Annotated in this window: 19 protein-coding genes and 1 tRNA gene; 8 read left to right on the top strand and 12 right to left on the bottom strand. The window is 55.2% G+C overall.

From position 1 onward, the window contains the following. Nucleotides 1–98: 98 nt before the first annotated feature. A complete protein-coding gene (locus AC1Q5O_RS12765; protein ID WP_492563938.1) occupies nt 99–575 on the top strand; it encodes a MarR family winged helix-turn-helix transcriptional regulator in 477 nt (158 codons plus the stop codon). A gap of 16 nt (nt 576–591) precedes the next feature. Here the strand turns inward: AC1Q5O_RS12765 and AC1Q5O_RS12760 are convergent, their stop codons facing one another. The 3 genes from AC1Q5O_RS12760 to AC1Q5O_RS12750 form a co-directional block, all read right to left on the bottom strand. Then, nucleotides 592–2,028: a sensor histidine kinase gene (locus tag AC1Q5O_RS12760; protein ID WP_492563443.1), complete on the bottom strand. Its 1,437-nt coding sequence runs from the start codon at nt 2,026–2,028 to the stop codon at nt 592–594. Beyond that, nucleotides 2,025–2,699, bottom strand: a complete 675-nt coding sequence (locus tag AC1Q5O_RS12755) for a response regulator (protein ID WP_346306696.1) — start codon at nt 2,697–2,699, stop codon at nt 2,025–2,027. The genes AC1Q5O_RS12760 and AC1Q5O_RS12755 overlap by 4 nt, the downstream gene beginning before the upstream one ends. Before the next feature lie 117 nt (nt 2,700–2,816). Then, a complete protein-coding gene (locus AC1Q5O_RS12750; protein WP_288191912.1) occupies nt 2,817–3,209 on the bottom strand; it encodes a hypothetical protein in 393 nt (130 codons plus the stop codon). A gap of 214 nt (nt 3,210–3,423) precedes the next feature. Between AC1Q5O_RS12750 and leuB the strand changes: the two genes are divergently transcribed. Then, nucleotides 3,424–4,536: a 3-isopropylmalate dehydrogenase gene (leuB, locus tag AC1Q5O_RS12745; protein ID WP_492563442.1), complete on the top strand. Its 1,113-nt coding sequence runs from the start codon at nt 3,424–3,426 to the stop codon at nt 4,534–4,536. Nucleotides 4,537–4,604: 68 nt separating this feature from the next. On the opposite strand, the gene AC1Q5O_RS12740 is transcribed toward leuB, so the two are convergent. Further along, nucleotides 4,605–6,488: an MFS transporter gene (locus tag AC1Q5O_RS12740; protein WP_492563440.1), complete on the bottom strand. Its 1,884-nt coding sequence runs from the start codon at nt 6,486–6,488 to the stop codon at nt 4,605–4,607. A 562-nt stretch (nt 6,489–7,050) separates the two neighbouring features. Between AC1Q5O_RS12740 and AC1Q5O_RS12735 the strand changes: the two genes are divergently transcribed. After that, the gene (locus AC1Q5O_RS12735) at nt 7,051–8,085 is read left to right on the top strand and encodes an aspartate-semialdehyde dehydrogenase (protein WP_223613932.1); all 1,035 of its coding nucleotides are present in this window, start codon (nt 7,051–7,053) and stop codon (nt 8,083–8,085) included. A gap of 77 nt (nt 8,086–8,162) precedes the next feature. Here the strand turns inward: AC1Q5O_RS12735 and leuD are convergent, their stop codons facing one another. Further along, a complete protein-coding gene (gene leuD, locus AC1Q5O_RS12730) occupies nt 8,163–8,768 on the bottom strand; it encodes a 3-isopropylmalate dehydratase small subunit (protein WP_105734158.1) in 606 nt (201 codons plus the stop codon). Nucleotides 8,769–8,919: 151 nt separating this feature from the next. Here leuD and AC1Q5O_RS12725 point away from each other — a divergent pair, with 151 nt between their 5' ends. Continuing rightward, nucleotides 8,920–9,804, top strand: a complete 885-nt coding sequence (locus AC1Q5O_RS12725) for an HpcH/HpaI aldolase/citrate lyase family protein (protein WP_492563437.1) — start codon at nt 8,920–8,922, stop codon at nt 9,802–9,804. After that, nucleotides 9,801–10,007 carry a DUF1737 domain-containing protein gene (locus AC1Q5O_RS12720; RefSeq protein ID WP_105734156.1) on the top strand — a complete coding sequence of 69 codons (207 nt, stop codon included), beginning with the start codon at nt 9,801–9,803 and terminating at the stop codon, nt 10,005–10,007. Before AC1Q5O_RS12725 ends, AC1Q5O_RS12720 begins: the two co-directional genes overlap by 4 nt. 148 nt (nt 10,008–10,155) lie before the next feature. Here AC1Q5O_RS12720 and AC1Q5O_RS12715 read toward each other — a convergent pair whose 3' ends face one another. The 6 genes from AC1Q5O_RS12715 to AC1Q5O_RS12690 form a co-directional block, all read right to left on the bottom strand. Beyond that, nucleotides 10,156–10,578 (bottom strand): metallopeptidase family protein, encoded by a 423-nt coding sequence (locus AC1Q5O_RS12715; protein WP_223614138.1) that lies wholly within the window; start codon nt 10,576–10,578, stop codon nt 10,156–10,158. Nucleotides 10,579–10,646: 68 nt separating this feature from the next. Continuing rightward, the gene (locus AC1Q5O_RS12710; protein ID WP_492563435.1) at nt 10,647–11,219 is read right to left on the bottom strand and encodes a TetR/AcrR family transcriptional regulator; all 573 of its coding nucleotides are present in this window, start codon (nt 11,217–11,219) and stop codon (nt 10,647–10,649) included. Between the two features lie 76 nt (nt 11,220–11,295). After that, entirely contained in the window at nt 11,296–11,490 is a 195-nt protein-coding gene (locus tag AC1Q5O_RS12705) for a Trm112 family protein (RefSeq protein ID WP_492563433.1), read from the bottom strand. 18 nt (nt 11,491–11,508) lie between these two features. Next, nucleotides 11,509–12,171, bottom strand: a complete 663-nt coding sequence (locus AC1Q5O_RS12700; protein ID WP_223613936.1) for an LON peptidase substrate-binding domain-containing protein — start codon at nt 12,169–12,171, stop codon at nt 11,509–11,511. Nucleotides 12,172–12,232: 61 nt separating this feature from the next. Next, a complete protein-coding gene (gene trxA / locus AC1Q5O_RS12695; RefSeq protein ID WP_492563432.1) occupies nt 12,233–13,213 on the bottom strand; it encodes a thioredoxin in 981 nt (326 codons plus the stop codon). Nucleotides 13,214–13,280: 67 nt separating this feature from the next. Then, nucleotides 13,281–13,790: a prolyl-tRNA synthetase associated domain-containing protein gene (locus tag AC1Q5O_RS12690; protein WP_223613938.1), complete on the bottom strand. Its 510-nt coding sequence runs from the start codon at nt 13,788–13,790 to the stop codon at nt 13,281–13,283. Between the two features lie 235 nt (nt 13,791–14,025). On the opposite strand from AC1Q5O_RS12690, the gene AC1Q5O_RS12685 reads away from it, so the two are divergent. Further along, nucleotides 14,026–14,100: transfer RNA gene (locus AC1Q5O_RS12685), tRNA-Gly, on the top strand. A gap of 181 nt (nt 14,101–14,281) precedes the next feature. Here the strand turns inward: AC1Q5O_RS12685 and AC1Q5O_RS12680 are convergent. Further along, entirely contained in the window at nt 14,282–14,521 is a 240-nt protein-coding gene (locus AC1Q5O_RS12680) for a helix-turn-helix domain-containing protein (protein WP_492563430.1), read from the bottom strand. 311 nt (nt 14,522–14,832) lie between these two features. Between AC1Q5O_RS12680 and AC1Q5O_RS12675 the strand changes: the two genes are divergently transcribed. Then, nucleotides 14,833–15,531, top strand: coding sequence for a DUF4395 domain-containing protein (locus AC1Q5O_RS12675; RefSeq protein WP_492563428.1), 699 nt, complete (start codon nt 14,833–14,835; stop codon nt 15,529–15,531). A gap of 212 nt (nt 15,532–15,743) precedes the next feature. Next, nucleotides 15,744–15,941, top strand: a complete 198-nt coding sequence (locus AC1Q5O_RS12670) for a hypothetical protein (RefSeq protein ID WP_492563426.1) — start codon at nt 15,744–15,746, stop codon at nt 15,939–15,941. Nucleotides 15,942–16,045: the final 104 nt, after the last annotated feature.

Below are 16,045 nucleotides of genomic sequence, written 5' to 3'. Positions count from 1 at the left end.
AAATTGTACGCAATATGAAATCGCATATGATTTTGAAAAATTAAATGATGCGCAATTTAATTGCTTTGTGTATTGTAAGCGGGAATACAAATGGAGTGATGACGATGGAGAAGACAGGTTTAAACGATCAGGAATCCCTCCTCAGCCTGGAAAACTTCCTGTGCTTTGCCATCTATTCCACGGCCAATGCGGTGACGCGGGCCTATCAACCCCGCCTCGCGACGCTGGGCCTGACTTATCCGCAATATCTTGTCATGGTTGTTCTCTGGGAAGAGGAAAACCAGACCGTCAAGGCAATCGGCGAGAAGCTCAGCCTGGACTCGGGCACGCTCACGCCGTTGCTTAAGCGCCTGGAAACGGCTGGTCTGATCACACGCCGCCGTGACACGGTGGACGAAAGGCAGGTCTTGATTGGCTTGACCGCAGACGGGCGCGCTATGCGCGCCCGCGCTGAGGCAGTACCGGTCGCCATGGGCAAGGCTTTCGGCTGTACCATGGACGAAGCAAAGTCCCTGCGATCGGAACTGATCGTCATGCGGGACAATCTGATTGAAAGCATTGAAGAGGTGAAGTAGCCGTCCGGCTATTGTCTCAGGCCGGCCTGTAGAGGGGCAACTGCAGGCGGATTCGGGCGCCGCGCCATGGCCCGGTCAGTATGTCAACGCGACCACCGTGCAGCCGCGCAATCTGCCGCGTTAGGTTAAGACCAAGACCGGCACCGCTGGAACGCGGCCGCAAGCGATAAAACGGCTCGAACACGTGTTCATGTTCTTCCTCGGGAATACCCGGCCCTTCATCGCGAACCTCAATGCCACCCGCGTTGTCCACCAGTACGGTGATTGTTCCCGTCCCATCACAATGTTCGATGGCATTGCGGATAAGGTTGGCCACGGCTTGCTCGATTTGCAGGGCATTGACCTGTGCGTGAACGCTTTTGGGTGCCGGTTCGAATGAAAGATCGTAACCAGCGGCAATCGCCAATGGCGCGAAGTCCGCCACGATCTGCCCCGTGAGTTCGACCAGATCGACAACTTCACCCGGCCCCACCGGCTGGTCGAGCAATTGCCGGTCGAGCAATTGCTGCGCCAGATGAGAGAGACGCTCAATGTCCTGCAGCAAACGGGCGCTTTGCGGATCCTCTGTCAGAAGCTCGGCGCGTGTACGCAGAATCGCGATAGGAGTTCGCAACTCATGCGCTGCATCCGTCAGGAAGCGATTGTGCTGATCATATCCCTGGCCAAGGCGCGCAAGCGCGTGATTGAAGGCTTGGACCAGCGGTGTGATTTCCGACGGCACCTGTTCGATCGGCAGTTGCATGGCACGGTTGTTGATGTCGATACGTCCGGCCTGGCTGGCGATGGCAACCAGACCGGCCAGCGAGCGGCGCACGACCGCCGGCGTTGTCACCAGCGTCGTCACACCCATGACAATGATGATGGGCAGAAGCAGTGCGATGATGACGATGATCAGAACAGGAATAACCCTGATCCAGGCTGTGGTTCCATCCGGATTGCGTGCCATATCGACCTGCATGTCGATATTGACTTCCAGCCCCTCGTTCTCATCCCGTGATGCACGGGTTGAGGTAATGACCTGTATCGGTCCCGCCTTGGTATCAATCTTCGAAACCACCGCTTCGGGCCGCAGATCACCCTCTCGAAAACCGAGCGTCGCATGATCCACAGCTTTCACGAGATCACCGGTATCATTGCCATAACCGATGGGAACGTCACCACGTTGGACAGCCTGACCATTCGTGTCGCGTGCTATGTACCAAAGTTTCGGAAATTCCTGCAGAAAAGTCTTCAGCTCTTCCGTCTCATGAACGATCAGTTTGCCATCGGCATCCCTGTCGATTGCGCTCTTCAGAATAGCAACCGCCGCCTCATTGTCGATGAGCAGCCGCGGATTGGCCACCCACAACACCAATGTGAACAGGCCGATAAAGATGAGCAATGTCGCCGCCTGCAGCAAAATGAGCCTGCGTACCAGAACCCATTGCAATGAGCGCGGGCGGATTTTCTTCATACAATTGCCCGTAACAGATAGCCGAGATTGCGTATAGCCCGTATCTCGACACCTGCCGACACATCCTCCAGCTTGCGCCTCAGCCGCGATACATGTGCGTCAAGCGCGTTGGATCCGATTTCATCGTCCATGGCATAGACGGATTCCTCAAGTGTCGCGCGCAGAACTGTCCGGCCGGGGCGGCGGATCAGCGTCTCAAGCACCAATCGCTCGCGCCGCGGCAACTCCAGCGGCTGATCTTCTATCAGCGCCTCCCGGTGGCGAAAATCATAGGTAAGGCGCCCGACAACCGTTTGTTCCGCGCGCAGCGTGAACGGCCGCCGATGCAATGCCCGCAACCGGGCCATCAGCTCTTCCGTTGCGAAGGGCTTCACCATGTAATCGTCAGCCCCCGCATCGAGCCCGGCAACACGATCGTTCAAGCTGCTCATGGCGGTCAGCACGATGACCGGGGCATCGACATGCAGCGCCCGCAGTCTTGGGATCAGACTGAGGCCTTCGCCATCAGGCAATCGCCGATCCAGCACGACAGCATCATAAGGGCCAAATTTTGCCATGGCCTCGGCGTCGGCCAATGTCGATACATGATCGACGACCACATCGCGACGCTCCAGCGCGGCCTTCAGGACCGAAGCCATTTCCGGCTCGTCCTCAAGCAGCAAGATGCGCATTTGAATTCTCCGTTCGTAGAAAGTCGGCAGCAATGCCGATTGTGGCGGTCAAATCTCTACCATGCCTCGCAAGTAAAAGCAGTGTCGCTCACTCGGCACGGCCGCCGGCGAGGATGCTTACTCACACTCCAGTTTTGGTTTACGGAAGTTGGTGATGTACCAGCGGCCGCCCGACGACCGCGCATAGAACGTATAGAAACACTCCTTCTGTTCGACATAGCTTGGCGTTTCCGTTTCGATATATCGCCTGCCATGCCTTGTATCGCGAACTTCACCAGTGGATGTACCGGATACGGCATTGGTCGATATCTTGCGCCACTGGTACGCGCGCTCGCCTGGCCCCAGATCGAGGACTTCGGTCGGCGGTCCGTAGTCGATAACCACGGATTCCAGCGGCTGTCCGATATAATTCTTCATGATATCGGACGCACACCCGGCCAGAACCGCTGCAGCCAGTACGAAACCGGCTCCGATTGCCCGCTTGCAATTACGAGCATTGCGTGTCGACATGTGGAAGATTCCCATCAAAAATATTCATGAGCGGCAACTAGGCTGCGAAGATTGCACCGACATTACCGGAGGGTTGCGGGGGCTGGCCGCTGCTTCACAATTCATTGCAGGGCGTATCAGCTATCGGAAAATTTCGCAGAAAGCTTTCCATCTTTGCTGAACTTGCGCTAAGGAACCGCCATCCCTTTCAAACACTCCTAGAGGTTTCCCCGAAATGGCATCGAAAAAGCTCCTTCTTCTTCCCGGCGACGGCATCGGACCTGAGGCAATGGCCGAAGTTCGCGAGATCATCGCCTATATGAATGCTGAACTGAAAAGTGGCTTTGAACTTGAAGAAGGCCTTGTCGGCGGTTCTGCTTATGATGCCCATGGCAAGGCGATCTCAGATGCCGACATGGCCAAGGCCATGGCCGCCGACGCGGTTCTCTTCGGTGCCGTCGGCGGACCGAAGTGGGACAGCGTTCCCTATGACGTTCGCCCGGAGGCCGGTCTTCTGCGTCTGCGCAAGGACATGGAACTGTTTGCAAATCTGCGCCCTGCCATCTGCTATCCCGCGCTAGCCGATTCCTCGTCCCTCAAAAAAGATGTGGTTGAAGGTCTCGATATCCTGATCGTGCGGGAATTGACCGGCGGTGTCTATTTCGGTGAACCGAAGGAAATCATTGACCTCGGCAACGGCCAGAAGCGCGGCATCGATACCCAAGTCTATGATACCTATGAGATCGAGCGTATTTCGGGCGTCGCCTTTGAATTGGCCCGCACGCGCCGGAACAAGGTCACGTCGATGGAAAAGCGCAACGTTATGAAATCGGGCGTGCTGTGGAACGAGGTCGTTACAGCGACCCATAAAGCCCGTTATTCCGACGTTCAGCTCGAGCACATGCTGGCCGATGCCGGCGGCATGCAGCTCGTGCGCTGGCCCAAGCAGTTCGATGTGATTGTCACGGACAATCTCTTCGGTGACATGCTTTCCGATATCGCCGCCATGCTGACCGGTTCTCTCGGCATGCTGCCCTCAGCCTCACTCGGCGCGCCAGATGGCAAAACCGGCAGCCGCAAGGCGCTCTACGAACCCGTGCATGGGTCGGCTCCCGATATCGCCGGAACCGGCGCCGCCAATCCGATTGCCATGATCGCCTCCTTTGCCATGTGCCTGCGCTACTCATTCAACATGGTGGAAGAAGCGGACCGGCTGGAAGCGGCGATTGCGGGTGTGCTTGGCGACGGCATCCGCACCGCCGACATCATGTCGGAAGGCAGCACCAAGGTTGGTACCACCCAGATGGGTGATGCGATCCTTGCAAAATTCAAGGCGCTCGCTGCCTGATCACACTCATACGGACAAAGAAAAGCCCGGCGCGAGGAATCGCGCCGGGCTTTTTATTGAGCCGTCGACTACTTGATGTCGTGCAGATCCTCGTTTTTGGTTTCACGAACGAAGATCAGGCCGATCACCAATGTCATGGCTGCAATGACGATCGGGTACCAAAGGCCATAATAGATATCGCCCTTGGCGGCGCTCATCGCAAAGACCGTTGCCGGAAGCAGGCCGCCGAACCAGCCATTGCCAATGTGATAAGGCAATGACATGCCGGTATACCGGATGCGGGTCGGGAACATCTCGACCAGAATCGCGGCAATCGGGCCATAGACCATCGTCACATAGAGCACCAGGACGAACAGGATGGCGATGGTCATCGGCCAGTTAACTGCCTTCGGGTCAGCAACCATGGTGAAGAGACCGCCATTGGGAATGGAATAAACCGCCATCTCCGTGGCGCCGGCTGCCTGCTCCGTGGTGATCAGCTTTGCTTTGACGAGATCAGCGACCGGGGTGACCGCCTTTTCGCCGGCACGAACCGCGGCCGCATCAAGGTTCAATTCGGGATTGGCCTTGATGAAGCCGTCAAGTTTGGCATCGGCAACCTTGGCAGGCGCCCGCACAAGCGGGAAACCGGCCTTCTGCAACGCCAGGTTCAGGTCATGGGTGAGCACGGCGTTTTTGGCAGCAGCATCGGGACCAGCGGCCACGGCATCATAGGATGGAATGACCGTATCGCCGATTTTGACGGTGGCGGGCTGACCGGCGGGACCGGCAACCACTTCATAGGGCACCGAACTGCGGGCCAGGAACGCTGTCGCAATGTCACATGAATTGTTGAACTTGGCTGTACCAACCGGGTTGAACTGGAAGGTACAGTCGCCCGGTGCCGCGGTCACCGTAGCGCGGACTGTTGCCTCCGCCTGGGCCAATGCCGGATTTGCAGCGTGCGTGAGTGCCTTGAACAGCGGGAAGTAGGTCAGGATTGCCAGGGCAAGACCTGCCATGATGATCGGCTTGCGGCCGATCTTGTCGGAGAGCCAGCCAAAGAAGACAAAAAAGCCCGTGCCAAGCAGGAGCGCGATTGCAATCATGATATTGACGGACTGCCCGTCCACCTTCAGCACGTTCTGCAGGAAGAACAGGGCATAGAACTGGCCGGAATACCAGACAACAGCCTGACCCGCGGTAAGGCCGAACAGGGCGAGCAGCGCAATCCGGGCATTTTTCCACTGACCGAAAGCTTCCGACAGCGGTGCCTTGGAGCCCTTGCCTTCTTCTTTCATCTTCTTGAAAGCCGGTGATTCACTCAACGAGAGCCGAATCCACACCGATATTCCCAGAAGAACGAATGAGAGAATGAAAGGCACACGCCAGCCCCAGGCGGCGAATGCGTCCTTACCAAGCCAATTCTGGACGATGAGGATAACCACCAGGGACAGGAACAGACCGAGCGTTGCGGTCGTCTGGATCCATGATGTGTAATAACCGCGACGATTGTTCGGCGCATGTTCCGCCACATAGGTTGCAGCACCGCCATATTCGCCGCCGAGAGCCAAGCCCTGCAACATGCGCAGCGCAATCAGGATGATCGGTGCAGCGATGCCCCAGCTGCCTGATCCTGGAAGAATACCGACCAGAAACGTCGACAGACCCATGATCAGAATGGTCACCAGGAAGGTATATTTGCGGCCGACGAGATCGCCGATCCGTCCGAAGACCAGCGCGCCGAAGGGACGGACAAGAAAGCCCGCGGCAAACGCCAGAAGCGCAAATATGTTACGCGTCGCTTCAGGGTATTCACTGAAAAACGCTGCACCAATGAAGGCAGCCAATGAACCGTACAAGTAGAAATCATACCATTCGAAAACAGTTCCGAGTGAGGAAGCGAAGATAACTTTCTTCTCCTCTCTCGTCATACCCCGGCTGGCAGTACCAGCCACAGAAGTGGTCGCCATTTGTATTCCTCCCAGAAAACAGCATTTACGCCGGGACCCGATCGGCTCAGCAACCGCTCACGTCCCTCGGATTTGTCACTGCGTATGAATCAACGGCAAAGTCCTGCGGGACTTCGACTGACCTTACGCCGGTGAATGTCCTCCGGAACTCTCCCCCCAAAGGTCATGCACCCCATGCACCGCTCAAGTGTTGAACAAATATTCGCGAAAGCAAAGACCGCATTTTACGGCAAAAGTTCAAAATTGTGCGTAACGCGACATATTCTTCTCTTTCGAATGGACAATTGACTCTTTTTGGAAAGCGGATACAAGCATGTCAGGTTAAGGAGACGCCCCGTGAGCAGCGAATCAACTGCACACTTTTTGACGAGCGGTTCCGGCATTCATGCCGGATGCGCAGGCGCGTCTGTTCTTTCCACCAAAATGCCGGCCAAAACGACCACCAAAACGGTCTGATTTCCCTTGGCCTGCTCGCCCCCTCCCGGGTCCGGCCCGGGGGAAAAGACCCGCAATGGCCAGCGGGTTTTTCGCAAAGAGCGGTGAGGGACAGGAGATAACACAGATGAGTTTCAAGGTTGCGGTTGTAGGCGCCACAGGCAATGTGGGCCGCGAAATGTTGACAATACTGGAAGAGCGCGGCTTTCCGGTCAGTGAAGTCGTGGCGCTCGCCTCACGCCGGTCCCAGGGCACCGAAGTCTCCTTTGGCGACCGCACGCTGAAGGTCAAAGCCCTCGATACCTATGATTTTTCCGATACCGATATCTGCCTGATGTCGGCTGGCGGCAATATATCCAAGGAATGGTCGCCGAAGATCGGGGCGCAGGGCTGTGTCGTCATCGACAATTCCTCCGCCTGGCGCTACGATTCCAACGTGCCGCTGATCGTGCCGGAAGTAAATCCGGATGCGATTGTTGGTTTCTCCAAGAAGAACATCATTGCCAACCCGAACTGCTCGACCGCTCAGCTTGTGGTGGCGTTGAAGCCTCTGCATGACAAGGCCAGGATCAAGCGTCTTGTGATCGCCACCTACCAGTCGGTTTCCGGCGCCGGCAAGGATGGCATGGATGAGCTGTTCCAGCAGTCACGGGCGGTGTTCGTTGCCGATCCGGTGGAAGCCAAGAAGTTCACCAAGCGCATCGCCTTCAACGTCATCCCGCATATCGACGTCTTCATGGAAGACGGCTACACCAAGGAAGAGTGGAAGATGGTCGCCGAGACCAAGAAGATGCTCGATCCCAAGATCAAGCTCACGGCGACGTGTGTCCGTGTTCCCGTCTTCATTGGCCATTCCGAAGCCGTGAATATCGAATTCGAAAGCCCGATGAGCGCCGAAGAAGCCCGTGAGATTCTCTCGGATGCACCGGGCTGCCTGGTTATCGACCGGCATGAGGATGGCGGCTACATCACCCCCTATGAAGCAGCGGGCGAAGACGCCACGTATATTTCGCGTATCCGCGAGGACATCACTGTCGAGAATGGCCTGTCGCTTTGGATTGTTTCGGACAATCTGCGCAAGGGTGCGGCCCTCAACACCATCCAGATCGCCGAGCTTCTGGTCGCGCGCGGGCTGATTCAGCCCAAGCAGCTCGCAGCCTGAAACCCGGCATGCCGCCAAAATAGAAAAGGGCGCAGTTTCTGCGCCCTTTTTCGCTGAAGCAATTGCCGCGCCCGAACTCAGGCCCAGGGATGCCTTTGGGCGTTGGCCGCCTCGAAGCTGTCGATCTTCGCCGCCTTTTCCATGGTCAGGCCAATGTCATCAAGACCGTTCAGCATGCAGTAGCGGCGGAATTCATCAAGATCGAAACTGATCTGGCCGCCATCCGGGCCCTTGATCGTCTTCTCTTCCAGATCGATCGTCAGCGTTGCATTGGCGCCGCGCTGCGCATCATCCATCAACTTGTCCAGGTCCTCATGGCTGACGCGGATCGGCAGGATGCCGTTCTTGAAGCAGTTGTTGTAGAAAATATCGGCGAAGCTGGTCGAGATGACGCAACGGATGCCGAAATCCAGCAATGCCCACGGCGCATGCTCACGGCTGGAGCCGCAGCCGAAATTGTCGCCGGCCACCAGAATCTGGGCTTTGCGATAGGCCGGCTTGTTGAGGACGAAATCCGGATTTTCCGAACCGTCTTCATTGTAACGCATTTCGGCAAAAAGCCCTGTACCAAGTCCGGTGCGCTTGATCGTCTTCAGATAGTCCTTCGGAATGATCATATCCGTGTCGATATTGATGATCGGCAACGGTGCGGCAACGCCGGTGAGCTTGGTAAACTTGTCCATGATCTCTGCCTGTAGTGTTCGGTAATATGAGTATCTTCGCTTTACACCAGCTTGACGGCGAATCAAAGACTTTCCCCCTGTGGCAGATTGGGGCATGCCACGCCGCATGATTGCGCTTGTCTTGGCCCGTCGATCAATGCAAAAAAGTGCCATGCGCAAAACATTTCGCCCTCGCCGCTCGGTTCTCTATGTTCCCGCCTCGAATACCAAGGCTCTTGCCAAGATTGCGAGCCTTGACGCGGATGCGGTCATTTTTGATTTGGAGGATGCCGTCGCTCCGCAGGCCAAGGACGATGCCCGCGAAGCATTGCGCAATTATTTTCGCGCCAATCCGGCAAACAAGGCCGAACGGATCATCCGCATCAATGCGCTTGCAAGCGAATGGGGTGCCGAGGATCTTCTCGCCGCGCGCGCCTGCAAGCCTGACGCCATCCTTCTCCCCAAGGTGGAAACACCACAGGACGTGACTGGCGTGACTGAAATACTTGAGGAAACCGATGCATCCGAAAACATTCGGCTGTGGGCGATGATTGAGTCACCGCGTGGTATTCTCAATGCGGACGAGATCGCCGAGCTGGGTCTGCGATCCACCGGGCGTCTGGATTGCTTTGTCGTTGGGACAAACGATATCGCCAAGGAAACCGGTGTGAGCACGGATGGCAATCGCGCCCATCTCGTCCCGTGGCTGATGCAGATCGTGCTTTGTGCCAAAGCCGGAAAGCTGGATGTGATCGACGGCGTCTACAATGACTTTGCCGATGCGGCGGGTTTCACGCTTGAATGCGACCAGGGCGCAAGGATGGGTTTTGACGGCAAAACGCTCATTCATCCCGCACAGATTGGTGCTGCAAATCACGCCTTTTCACCGGATAAGGCAGCGCTTGCCGCCGCCCGATCGATCATCGAGGCATTTTCCCTTCCGGAGAATGCTGACAAGGGCGCAATTGCCCTGAACGGAAGAATGATAGAACGCCTGCATCTTGCCAACGCGGAGAAGATCATGGCCAAAGCGCAAATAACAGGAGACAAAGCATGAAACTATATCGCTTTTTGACCGGACCGGATGATGCCAGCTTCTGCCACAAGGTGACGGCGGCCATCAACAAGGGCTGGCATATCTATGGTTCCCCCACCTATGCATTCAACACCGTTACTGGGGTGATGCAGTGCGGTCAGGCTGTTGTAAAGGATGTCGATGGCGTCGATTATGAGCCGGGTATCAAGCTCGGCGACTACTGACCGGTAGCGGCATTCCACACAGGATGCCGTTTGAGCGCTTGATATTGCTGCTCTGATGTACGCGCCATGGCGTCTTCGCGCGAGGCCGGCCTGTCCTCAAAAGGAATAGGCCGGTCAAACCGGCTGATGGCAGGGTCCCGTCGGCCGACTATTCGACGCTTGCCTCAATGCGCTCCATATCCTCGTCCGAGAGGCCGAAGTGATGGCCGATTTCATGGATGAGGACATGGGTAACGATATCCCCCAAGGCCTCCTCATACTCCGCCCAGTAATCCAGCACGGCGCGGCGATAAATCGTGATGATATTGGGTCTTTCCCCGGTTTGAAGCGAGAACCGTTCTCCGATACCCCGCCCTTCAAACAATCCAAGCAAATCAAACGGCGATTCCAGCCCCATGTCCTCGACAATCTGATCATCGGGGAATTCCGATACCTGAATGGTGATATCGCCGCACAAACTGCGAAAATCGTCGGGCAGATGCGCATAAGCCTCTATCGCGAGTGATTCGATCTCACTCAAAGCTGGTGACAAGCGATTGCCCCAATCGGCGGTTTGATTACTTCTGGCCATTAAAACTCCTGGAGCACTTTCCGGCCTCATATAGTGCCTTTGCAGCAAGGATGCGAGTGGCATGCAGACTAACCCCGCATTGGTACCAGAAGCCGCTCCATGCGCCGGAAGCTTTCAGCAAGCACTGTCGCGTCTTTGAGACCATGCGCGAGCATGATGCCGCCCTGCCATTCGGCCAGGGCATTGCGGGCGGTTCCAAGTGCCGCAGAGGGGCGCATGCCGGTTCGCCCCAGCTCTCTTCCAATGAATCCGATCAGGAGACTGAAAACTTCGGCCGCCCGTTCGGCGGCTTCCGGCGATTCATGGCGGAAATCCCGTATTCCCAAGGCGATCGGACATCCATTCTCCACACGGCTTTTGAGCGAATGCGACAGCTTTTCAATCAGCAGCAACAGACGCTTGCGCGGATCCTGATCCGCTTCGACAATGGCCGTCAGCATATCCTCGGTTTCAGCAACGAAAATATCGGCAACGCCGCGCGCCAGGTCGGCCTTTGTCTTGAAATAATAATAGATGTTTCCAAGCGGAATTCCCGATTCCGCCGCGATGTGGGCAAGGCTTGTCACAGTGAAGCCCCGTCGCCAGAACAAGCCGGCAGCCGTGGCAACAAGGATATCACGTTTGTCGTTCCGCCTGGCCATCGCACCGCCTTCGATTATCAGTTGTTCAACTGACTCGTATTTTGGCAGGTTCGGCAATGATTGCAGTAAAAATAAACTAATCTTCGATGGTTCGCGCTTCCGATGGCAGCATGATCGGTATCCCGTCCCGGATCGGATAGGCGAGATGAGCCGACTTCGAGATCAGCTCGGATCTCTCCTGATCGTAGACAAGCGGCCCCTTGGTCAGCGGGCAAACCAGAAGCTCAAGCAGCTTGCGATCAATGGCAGGGTCGCGTTTTGGTTCGATCATGGCTCGCTTCCTCGGGGATTACTGCAGGTTCGACTCATAACCATCCTGGTCTTTCGCCAGCATGATTTCGGTGATCGCGATCAAAGTCTCGGCCCGCGTCTTCAGATCGGCAGCCTCCAGCAAAGCCTGCTTTTCCGCGGCACCGAAAGGCGACATCATGGCGAGGGCATTGACCAGCGTTTCATTGCCCGCGCGGGAAATACCATCCCAATCCGCTTCGAGGTTGTTGGCATCGAGATAATCCCGGAAGACGCGCAGCAGCGCCGGCCGGTCGACTTCCGAGTCGTCTGCCTCATCCAGATCCGCCAGAAGCGGCGCAATCTTGCACTGACGGAACGGTGTCCGGGTGGAGAGTTCTTTGACAATCCGAAAGCGGCAAATGCCTTGCAATGTGATGAGAAGGCGCCCGTCACCGGTCTCGGCGAACGATGTGATGCGGCCAAGGCATCCCACTTCACACAGTTCATCCGCGTCCGTATCGCCCTCGTCGAAGCGTGGCTGAATCATGCCGATGACGCGTTTTCCACTCAAAGCCGCGTCCACCATGGCCAGATAACGCAGTTCGAATATATTCAACGGCAACTGACCACCCGGAAGCAACAGGGCTCCCGAAAGGGGGAAAATCGGCACGCTTTCCGGAATATTGTCCAGCGTCCGATAACGAACATTGCCTGCTTGCATCACCAGCTCCAGTGATTGATCCGCAGCATCATGGATCGATCGCTATTGTGCCCTATTTCACTCAGGAAAACAGCAGGGAAGATAGTTTCCGGCGCGCGGTCAGGGAAGCCTGATCAGCTGGACCCCATGCGTCGAAAAACTGCAGCAGCTGTTTGCGGGCTCCGTCGTCATTCCAGGTACGATCGGCCTTCATGATGGCGAGAAGATGATCGGCCGCCTCATCCCGCTGTCCGGTGGCATTCAGAAACATGGCAAGGTCGAACCGCGCCTGATGATCCTTGGGATTCGCCGCAAGTCTTGCTGCCAGCGCAACAGGGTCACCCAGCTTGGCCGCTTGATCAGCCAGGGCAACCTTTGCTTCCGCCGCACGCACACTGGCATCGTCTTTCTTGTTCGCGGGAACCTGCTCCAGAACGGCCTTGGCCTGGTCAAGATCACCCAGATCGATCAGGCAATTGGCAAGTCCGGCAAGCGCCGCCACATGATCGGGCACTTCCGCCAGAACGGCCGAATAGATCTGGGCCGCCTGCTCCATATCTCCCGCTGCTGCAGCCTGGGTAGCCGCATCCAGCGCCGATTGAATGGCCGCATCCCTGCCGCCATCCGGTGACGCAATGCGATCAATGAATTCCTTGACCTTTGATTCCGGCAATGCGCCCATGAAACCATCGACCGGCTTGCCATCAGCAAAGGCAATCACCGCCGGAATTGATTGAATACCGAGCTGCCCAGCAATGGCAGGGTGCTCGTCAATATTCATTTTAACCAGCTTTACCCGCCCGCCGGCGGCATTGACCACCTTTTCAATGATCGGTGTCAATTGCTTGCAGGGCCCGCACCAGGGGGCCCAGAAATCGACCAGAACCGGTTGGCTCTTCGATTCGGCGATCACATCCGCGGCAAATCCCGCCGTGGTGGTATCCTTGATCAATGCGCCAGCCGCGGTTGAGGCGGCCGCGGGAGCCGCGCCGCCATAGGATACCGTCGTTGTCGCAGCTGCACTGCCGTAGCCGCCACCGAACGGGTTATCAGTATTGCTCATCAAAATTCTCCCGTATCCGCTGGTTACATGTTTTCCAGATCCACTTGGACCGGTTTACAGCCTGCACTCAGGTTGGGTTGGATTCATCAATTTTCAAGATCAGGGGCTCGTGATCGGTGGATGCGAGAAACCGTAACAGATCGTCTCGTCGAATGGATGTCGTGGCATCGTTGCTCAGCGGGTGGGCATTGATGATCTCATTGTGCATGAGAGCCTCATCAAGCACGACCTTCACCTGATGCTCCTCGTCGTTGATAATGCCAAGCACACTGACCGAACCCGGAACAAGCCCAAGATACTCCATCAGCTTTTCCGGTTTGCCGAATGAAACGCGGCTAGATGCACCAATCTTGGTATGGATTGTTTTAAGATCGACCTGCGCCTCTTCATCCACAGTAACGAGAAAGAACTTGTCCTTCTTGTCCTTCAGGAAAAGGTTTTTGGTGTGGGCCCCGGGAACCTGCCCGCGCAAATCCTGCGCTTCGGCAACCGTAAACACCGGCGCATGCCGAATCGTTGACACCTTGATTCCGAGATCATCGAATTTCTGCATCAGTTCTGCGTATGTCTTGGGCATTCTGGCTCTCGCGGCACCGGCAATCGGAAAATATGCTTTTGTTGTCCTAATCGCTTCACTGCACGCTCTCAAGCGAAAACCCAGCCGCACCTTGGTTTAATCGGACATTTCATTGCCGGGCCGATCCACCCGTTGAATTTTTTTTCGAATATCGTCACAAAGTCAAAAATTCACTGTTGCAATTGGTCTGTCCTTGGGTCATATAGGCCCCGCTTCGCAAGACAAACTGGCACATGCGGGAGTAGCTCAGGGGTAGAGCACAACCTTGCCAAGGTTGGGGTCGAGGGTTCGAATCCCTTCTCCCGCTCCAGTTGTCCGAAGTTCAAAAGGCCCGGTTTTTACCGGGCCTTTTTGCTTTTGAGCTCTCCATATCCTGCAAAAGAGCAAACCCTTTCGGGGCGTCGGTTACTTCTCGGTTACACAGAGTTCTGCGCCAACAAGTTTAAAATCGCAGCGTTTCGCCGCTACACCGCATTCAACGCAGTTCGCCTCTAGTCGGAGTTTCCTTCTGCTCTTCGCATAAGTAAGTAGGGATCGATCGGTACTGCTCTGCACATAACAATAAACTCGGCGGCATCCAAGCGACGCTCACCAAGCTCAACTTTTGAAATAAAGGTTTGACGCAACCCGAGCCGTTTTCCCAATTCAACTTGGGTCACGCCGACATCCTTTCGAGCCTCAACGAGAAGCTCGATCATCTTTTTATAAAGATCAGAATGGATAGATGTCACGATGAAGCGCCGATTTAAAACCAGCGTTCTTTAGAAACCCGAATTTACAGTACCCCAAAATCGGGTATTCTGATTATACTGCCTAGACGAGTCGATTCGAGAGAGTATTTAAAAGCCCTCTGATCGCCTCATCATACTGAAATAATTGACAAAAATTCTCACGGCATGTTCTCATTGACTATAACATGAGCTGATTGACTGCAGGGGGCAAAATGATAAGCGAGGATTTTAGAGAGAGGTTTTGGCGAGTTCGCGGCACCTTATCCAATATACAATATACGTCCTCTGCTTATCATCATGTGAGCGATGTAATGGGTGTTGTCGAAGCCCCCACACCAAATCAAATACAGAAGTCGGAAGTGCTATTGGCGACATGCGAGCTCGAGGATTTGATTGATATTATCGACGTTGCAGGCAAAAGGTTGGATAATTGTTCGCACCTGCAGATTCACTTTTATCGCGCATCAGATCCCTTGAGCTTCCCCCATGGTAAAGATGATAGGCAAACTAGGGACATTCACGAATTCATTGTTAGCTCAAGCCGGATATGGATGGAGCCGCTTCGCGATAAAGTCAAAAGCTATCCAGCAAATATTTTCTTGCCTGATGATCTCTTTGACCAAATTTTGAATTCCTCCACACCTAATGAAACCATCATTGCCGACTTTAAACTGGATCGCCTACAAAACGTTGTAAAAAATGGTGTCATTGCGGAACAAAGCTTACCAAACCTGTTCATTACACAAGGTGAAAATGTCGGGCTCATTTGCCATGGAATTGGTGTCACAAAGTCATTGGTACCAAAGCCAAAGCAAGAAACACAAGCACCCAAGCGGCATTGGTTTCGGCAGTATGTCGGCGCCATCTGTATAATCATCGTCGCTACTGCGATTCAGTATACGTCAATCGCCACAGCCCTGCTGATTGCATCCACAATTGCACTCGTATGGCTAAGCGAAATTGACGACAAACTATGGGCTATTTCCGGCAAGAAGCCGACTTCAAATTAACCTGCGGCGTACTGCGTATTCATTTTCTAACTGATCACAGGCGTCATTGGGTCCCAGCCTAAGTCTGCCCCTAAATTAATAGGGGGAGGGTTTTAACACTTCCCGCCCAGATCTAATTCGATAGCCATGACGCAAGTCATTGATATTACTCAGATAATTGCGCTCACTATATTCGCTGTGTTTTACTAAATTCGAGCAATCGGGATAGTGAAATGCAACAGTTTCTCATAACAGACGTCGTCACAAAGCAAACACGCATTGCCGATCTCACCGAGGCGTTACACCTTGCTCAAATGAGCGGCGATGATCTTGAAATGATGCTGGCTGAGCACGGGATCTACGAGACAATACGGCACACAGTTGTCGAGATTATTGTCTTGTCGAAGTTGCATAAAAGAACACCCACATAATCTTTTGCCACAGCTGGCCGGAAGTGGCACTCCCGTGCACGCCGCCGCCGTAGCCGCGCAACTAGCGCGGCCAGCGGTACAGTGAGCTTCCGTGATGCCACGGC

The organism is Phyllobacterium sp. MT110, assembly GCF_058792715.1.
Note: the sequence above shows the minus strand (reverse complement) of the source record. Positions and strands in the feature narration are given on the sequence as shown.

What these genes read in the sequence shown, in the direction of transcription:
- AC1Q5O_RS12705 (WP_492563433.1), bottom strand. Translation starts at nt 11,490, where the DNA reads ATGATCGAACCAAAACGCGACCCTGCCATTGATCGCAAGCTGCTTGAG.
- AC1Q5O_RS12750 (WP_288191912.1), bottom strand. Translation starts at nt 3,209, where the DNA reads ATGTCGACACGCAATGCTCGTAATTGCAAGCGGGCAATCGGAGCCGGT.
- AC1Q5O_RS12735 (WP_223613932.1), top strand. Translation starts at nt 7,051, where the DNA reads ATGAGTTTCAAGGTTGCGGTTGTAGGCGCCACAGGCAATGTGGGCCGC.
- AC1Q5O_RS12755 (WP_346306696.1), bottom strand. Translation starts at nt 2,699, where the DNA reads ATGCGCATCTTGCTGCTTGAGGACGAGCCGGAAATGGCTTCGGTCCTG.
- AC1Q5O_RS12675 (WP_492563428.1), top strand. Translation starts at nt 14,833, where the DNA reads ATGGGTGTTGTCGAAGCCCCCACACCAAATCAAATACAGAAGTCGGAA.
- leuB (WP_492563442.1), top strand. Translation starts at nt 3,424, where the DNA reads ATGGCATCGAAAAAGCTCCTTCTTCTTCCCGGCGACGGCATCGGACCT.
- AC1Q5O_RS12760 (WP_492563443.1), bottom strand. Translation starts at nt 2,028, where the DNA reads ATGAAGAAAATCCGCCCGCGCTCATTGCAATGGGTTCTGGTACGCAGG.
- AC1Q5O_RS12715 (WP_223614138.1), bottom strand. Translation starts at nt 10,578, where the DNA reads ATGGCCAGAAGTAATCAAACCGCCGATTGGGGCAATCGCTTGTCACCA.
- AC1Q5O_RS12690 (WP_223613938.1), bottom strand. Translation starts at nt 13,790, where the DNA reads ATGCCCAAGACATACGCAGAACTGATGCAGAAATTCGATGATCTCGGA.
- AC1Q5O_RS12765 (WP_492563938.1), top strand. Translation starts at nt 99, where the DNA reads ATGACGATGGAGAAGACAGGTTTAAACGATCAGGAATCCCTCCTCAGC.
- AC1Q5O_RS12725 (WP_492563437.1), top strand. Translation starts at nt 8,920, where the DNA reads ATGCGCAAAACATTTCGCCCTCGCCGCTCGGTTCTCTATGTTCCCGCC.
- AC1Q5O_RS12710 (WP_492563435.1), bottom strand. Translation starts at nt 11,219, where the DNA reads ATGGCCAGGCGGAACGACAAACGTGATATCCTTGTTGCCACGGCTGCC.
- AC1Q5O_RS12740 (WP_492563440.1), bottom strand. Translation starts at nt 6,488, where the DNA reads ATGGCGACCACTTCTGTGGCTGGTACTGCCAGCCGGGGTATGACGAGA.
- AC1Q5O_RS12670 (WP_492563426.1), top strand. Translation starts at nt 15,744, where the DNA reads ATGCAACAGTTTCTCATAACAGACGTCGTCACAAAGCAAACACGCATT.
- trxA (WP_492563432.1), bottom strand. Translation starts at nt 13,213, where the DNA reads ATGAGCAATACTGATAACCCGTTCGGTGGCGGCTACGGCAGTGCAGCT.
- leuD (WP_105734158.1), bottom strand. Translation starts at nt 8,768, where the DNA reads ATGGACAAGTTTACCAAGCTCACCGGCGTTGCCGCACCGTTGCCGATC.
- AC1Q5O_RS12720 (WP_105734156.1), top strand. Translation starts at nt 9,801, where the DNA reads ATGAAACTATATCGCTTTTTGACCGGACCGGATGATGCCAGCTTCTGC.
- AC1Q5O_RS12700 (WP_223613936.1), bottom strand. Translation starts at nt 12,171, where the DNA reads ATGCAAGCAGGCAATGTTCGTTATCGGACGCTGGACAATATTCCGGAA.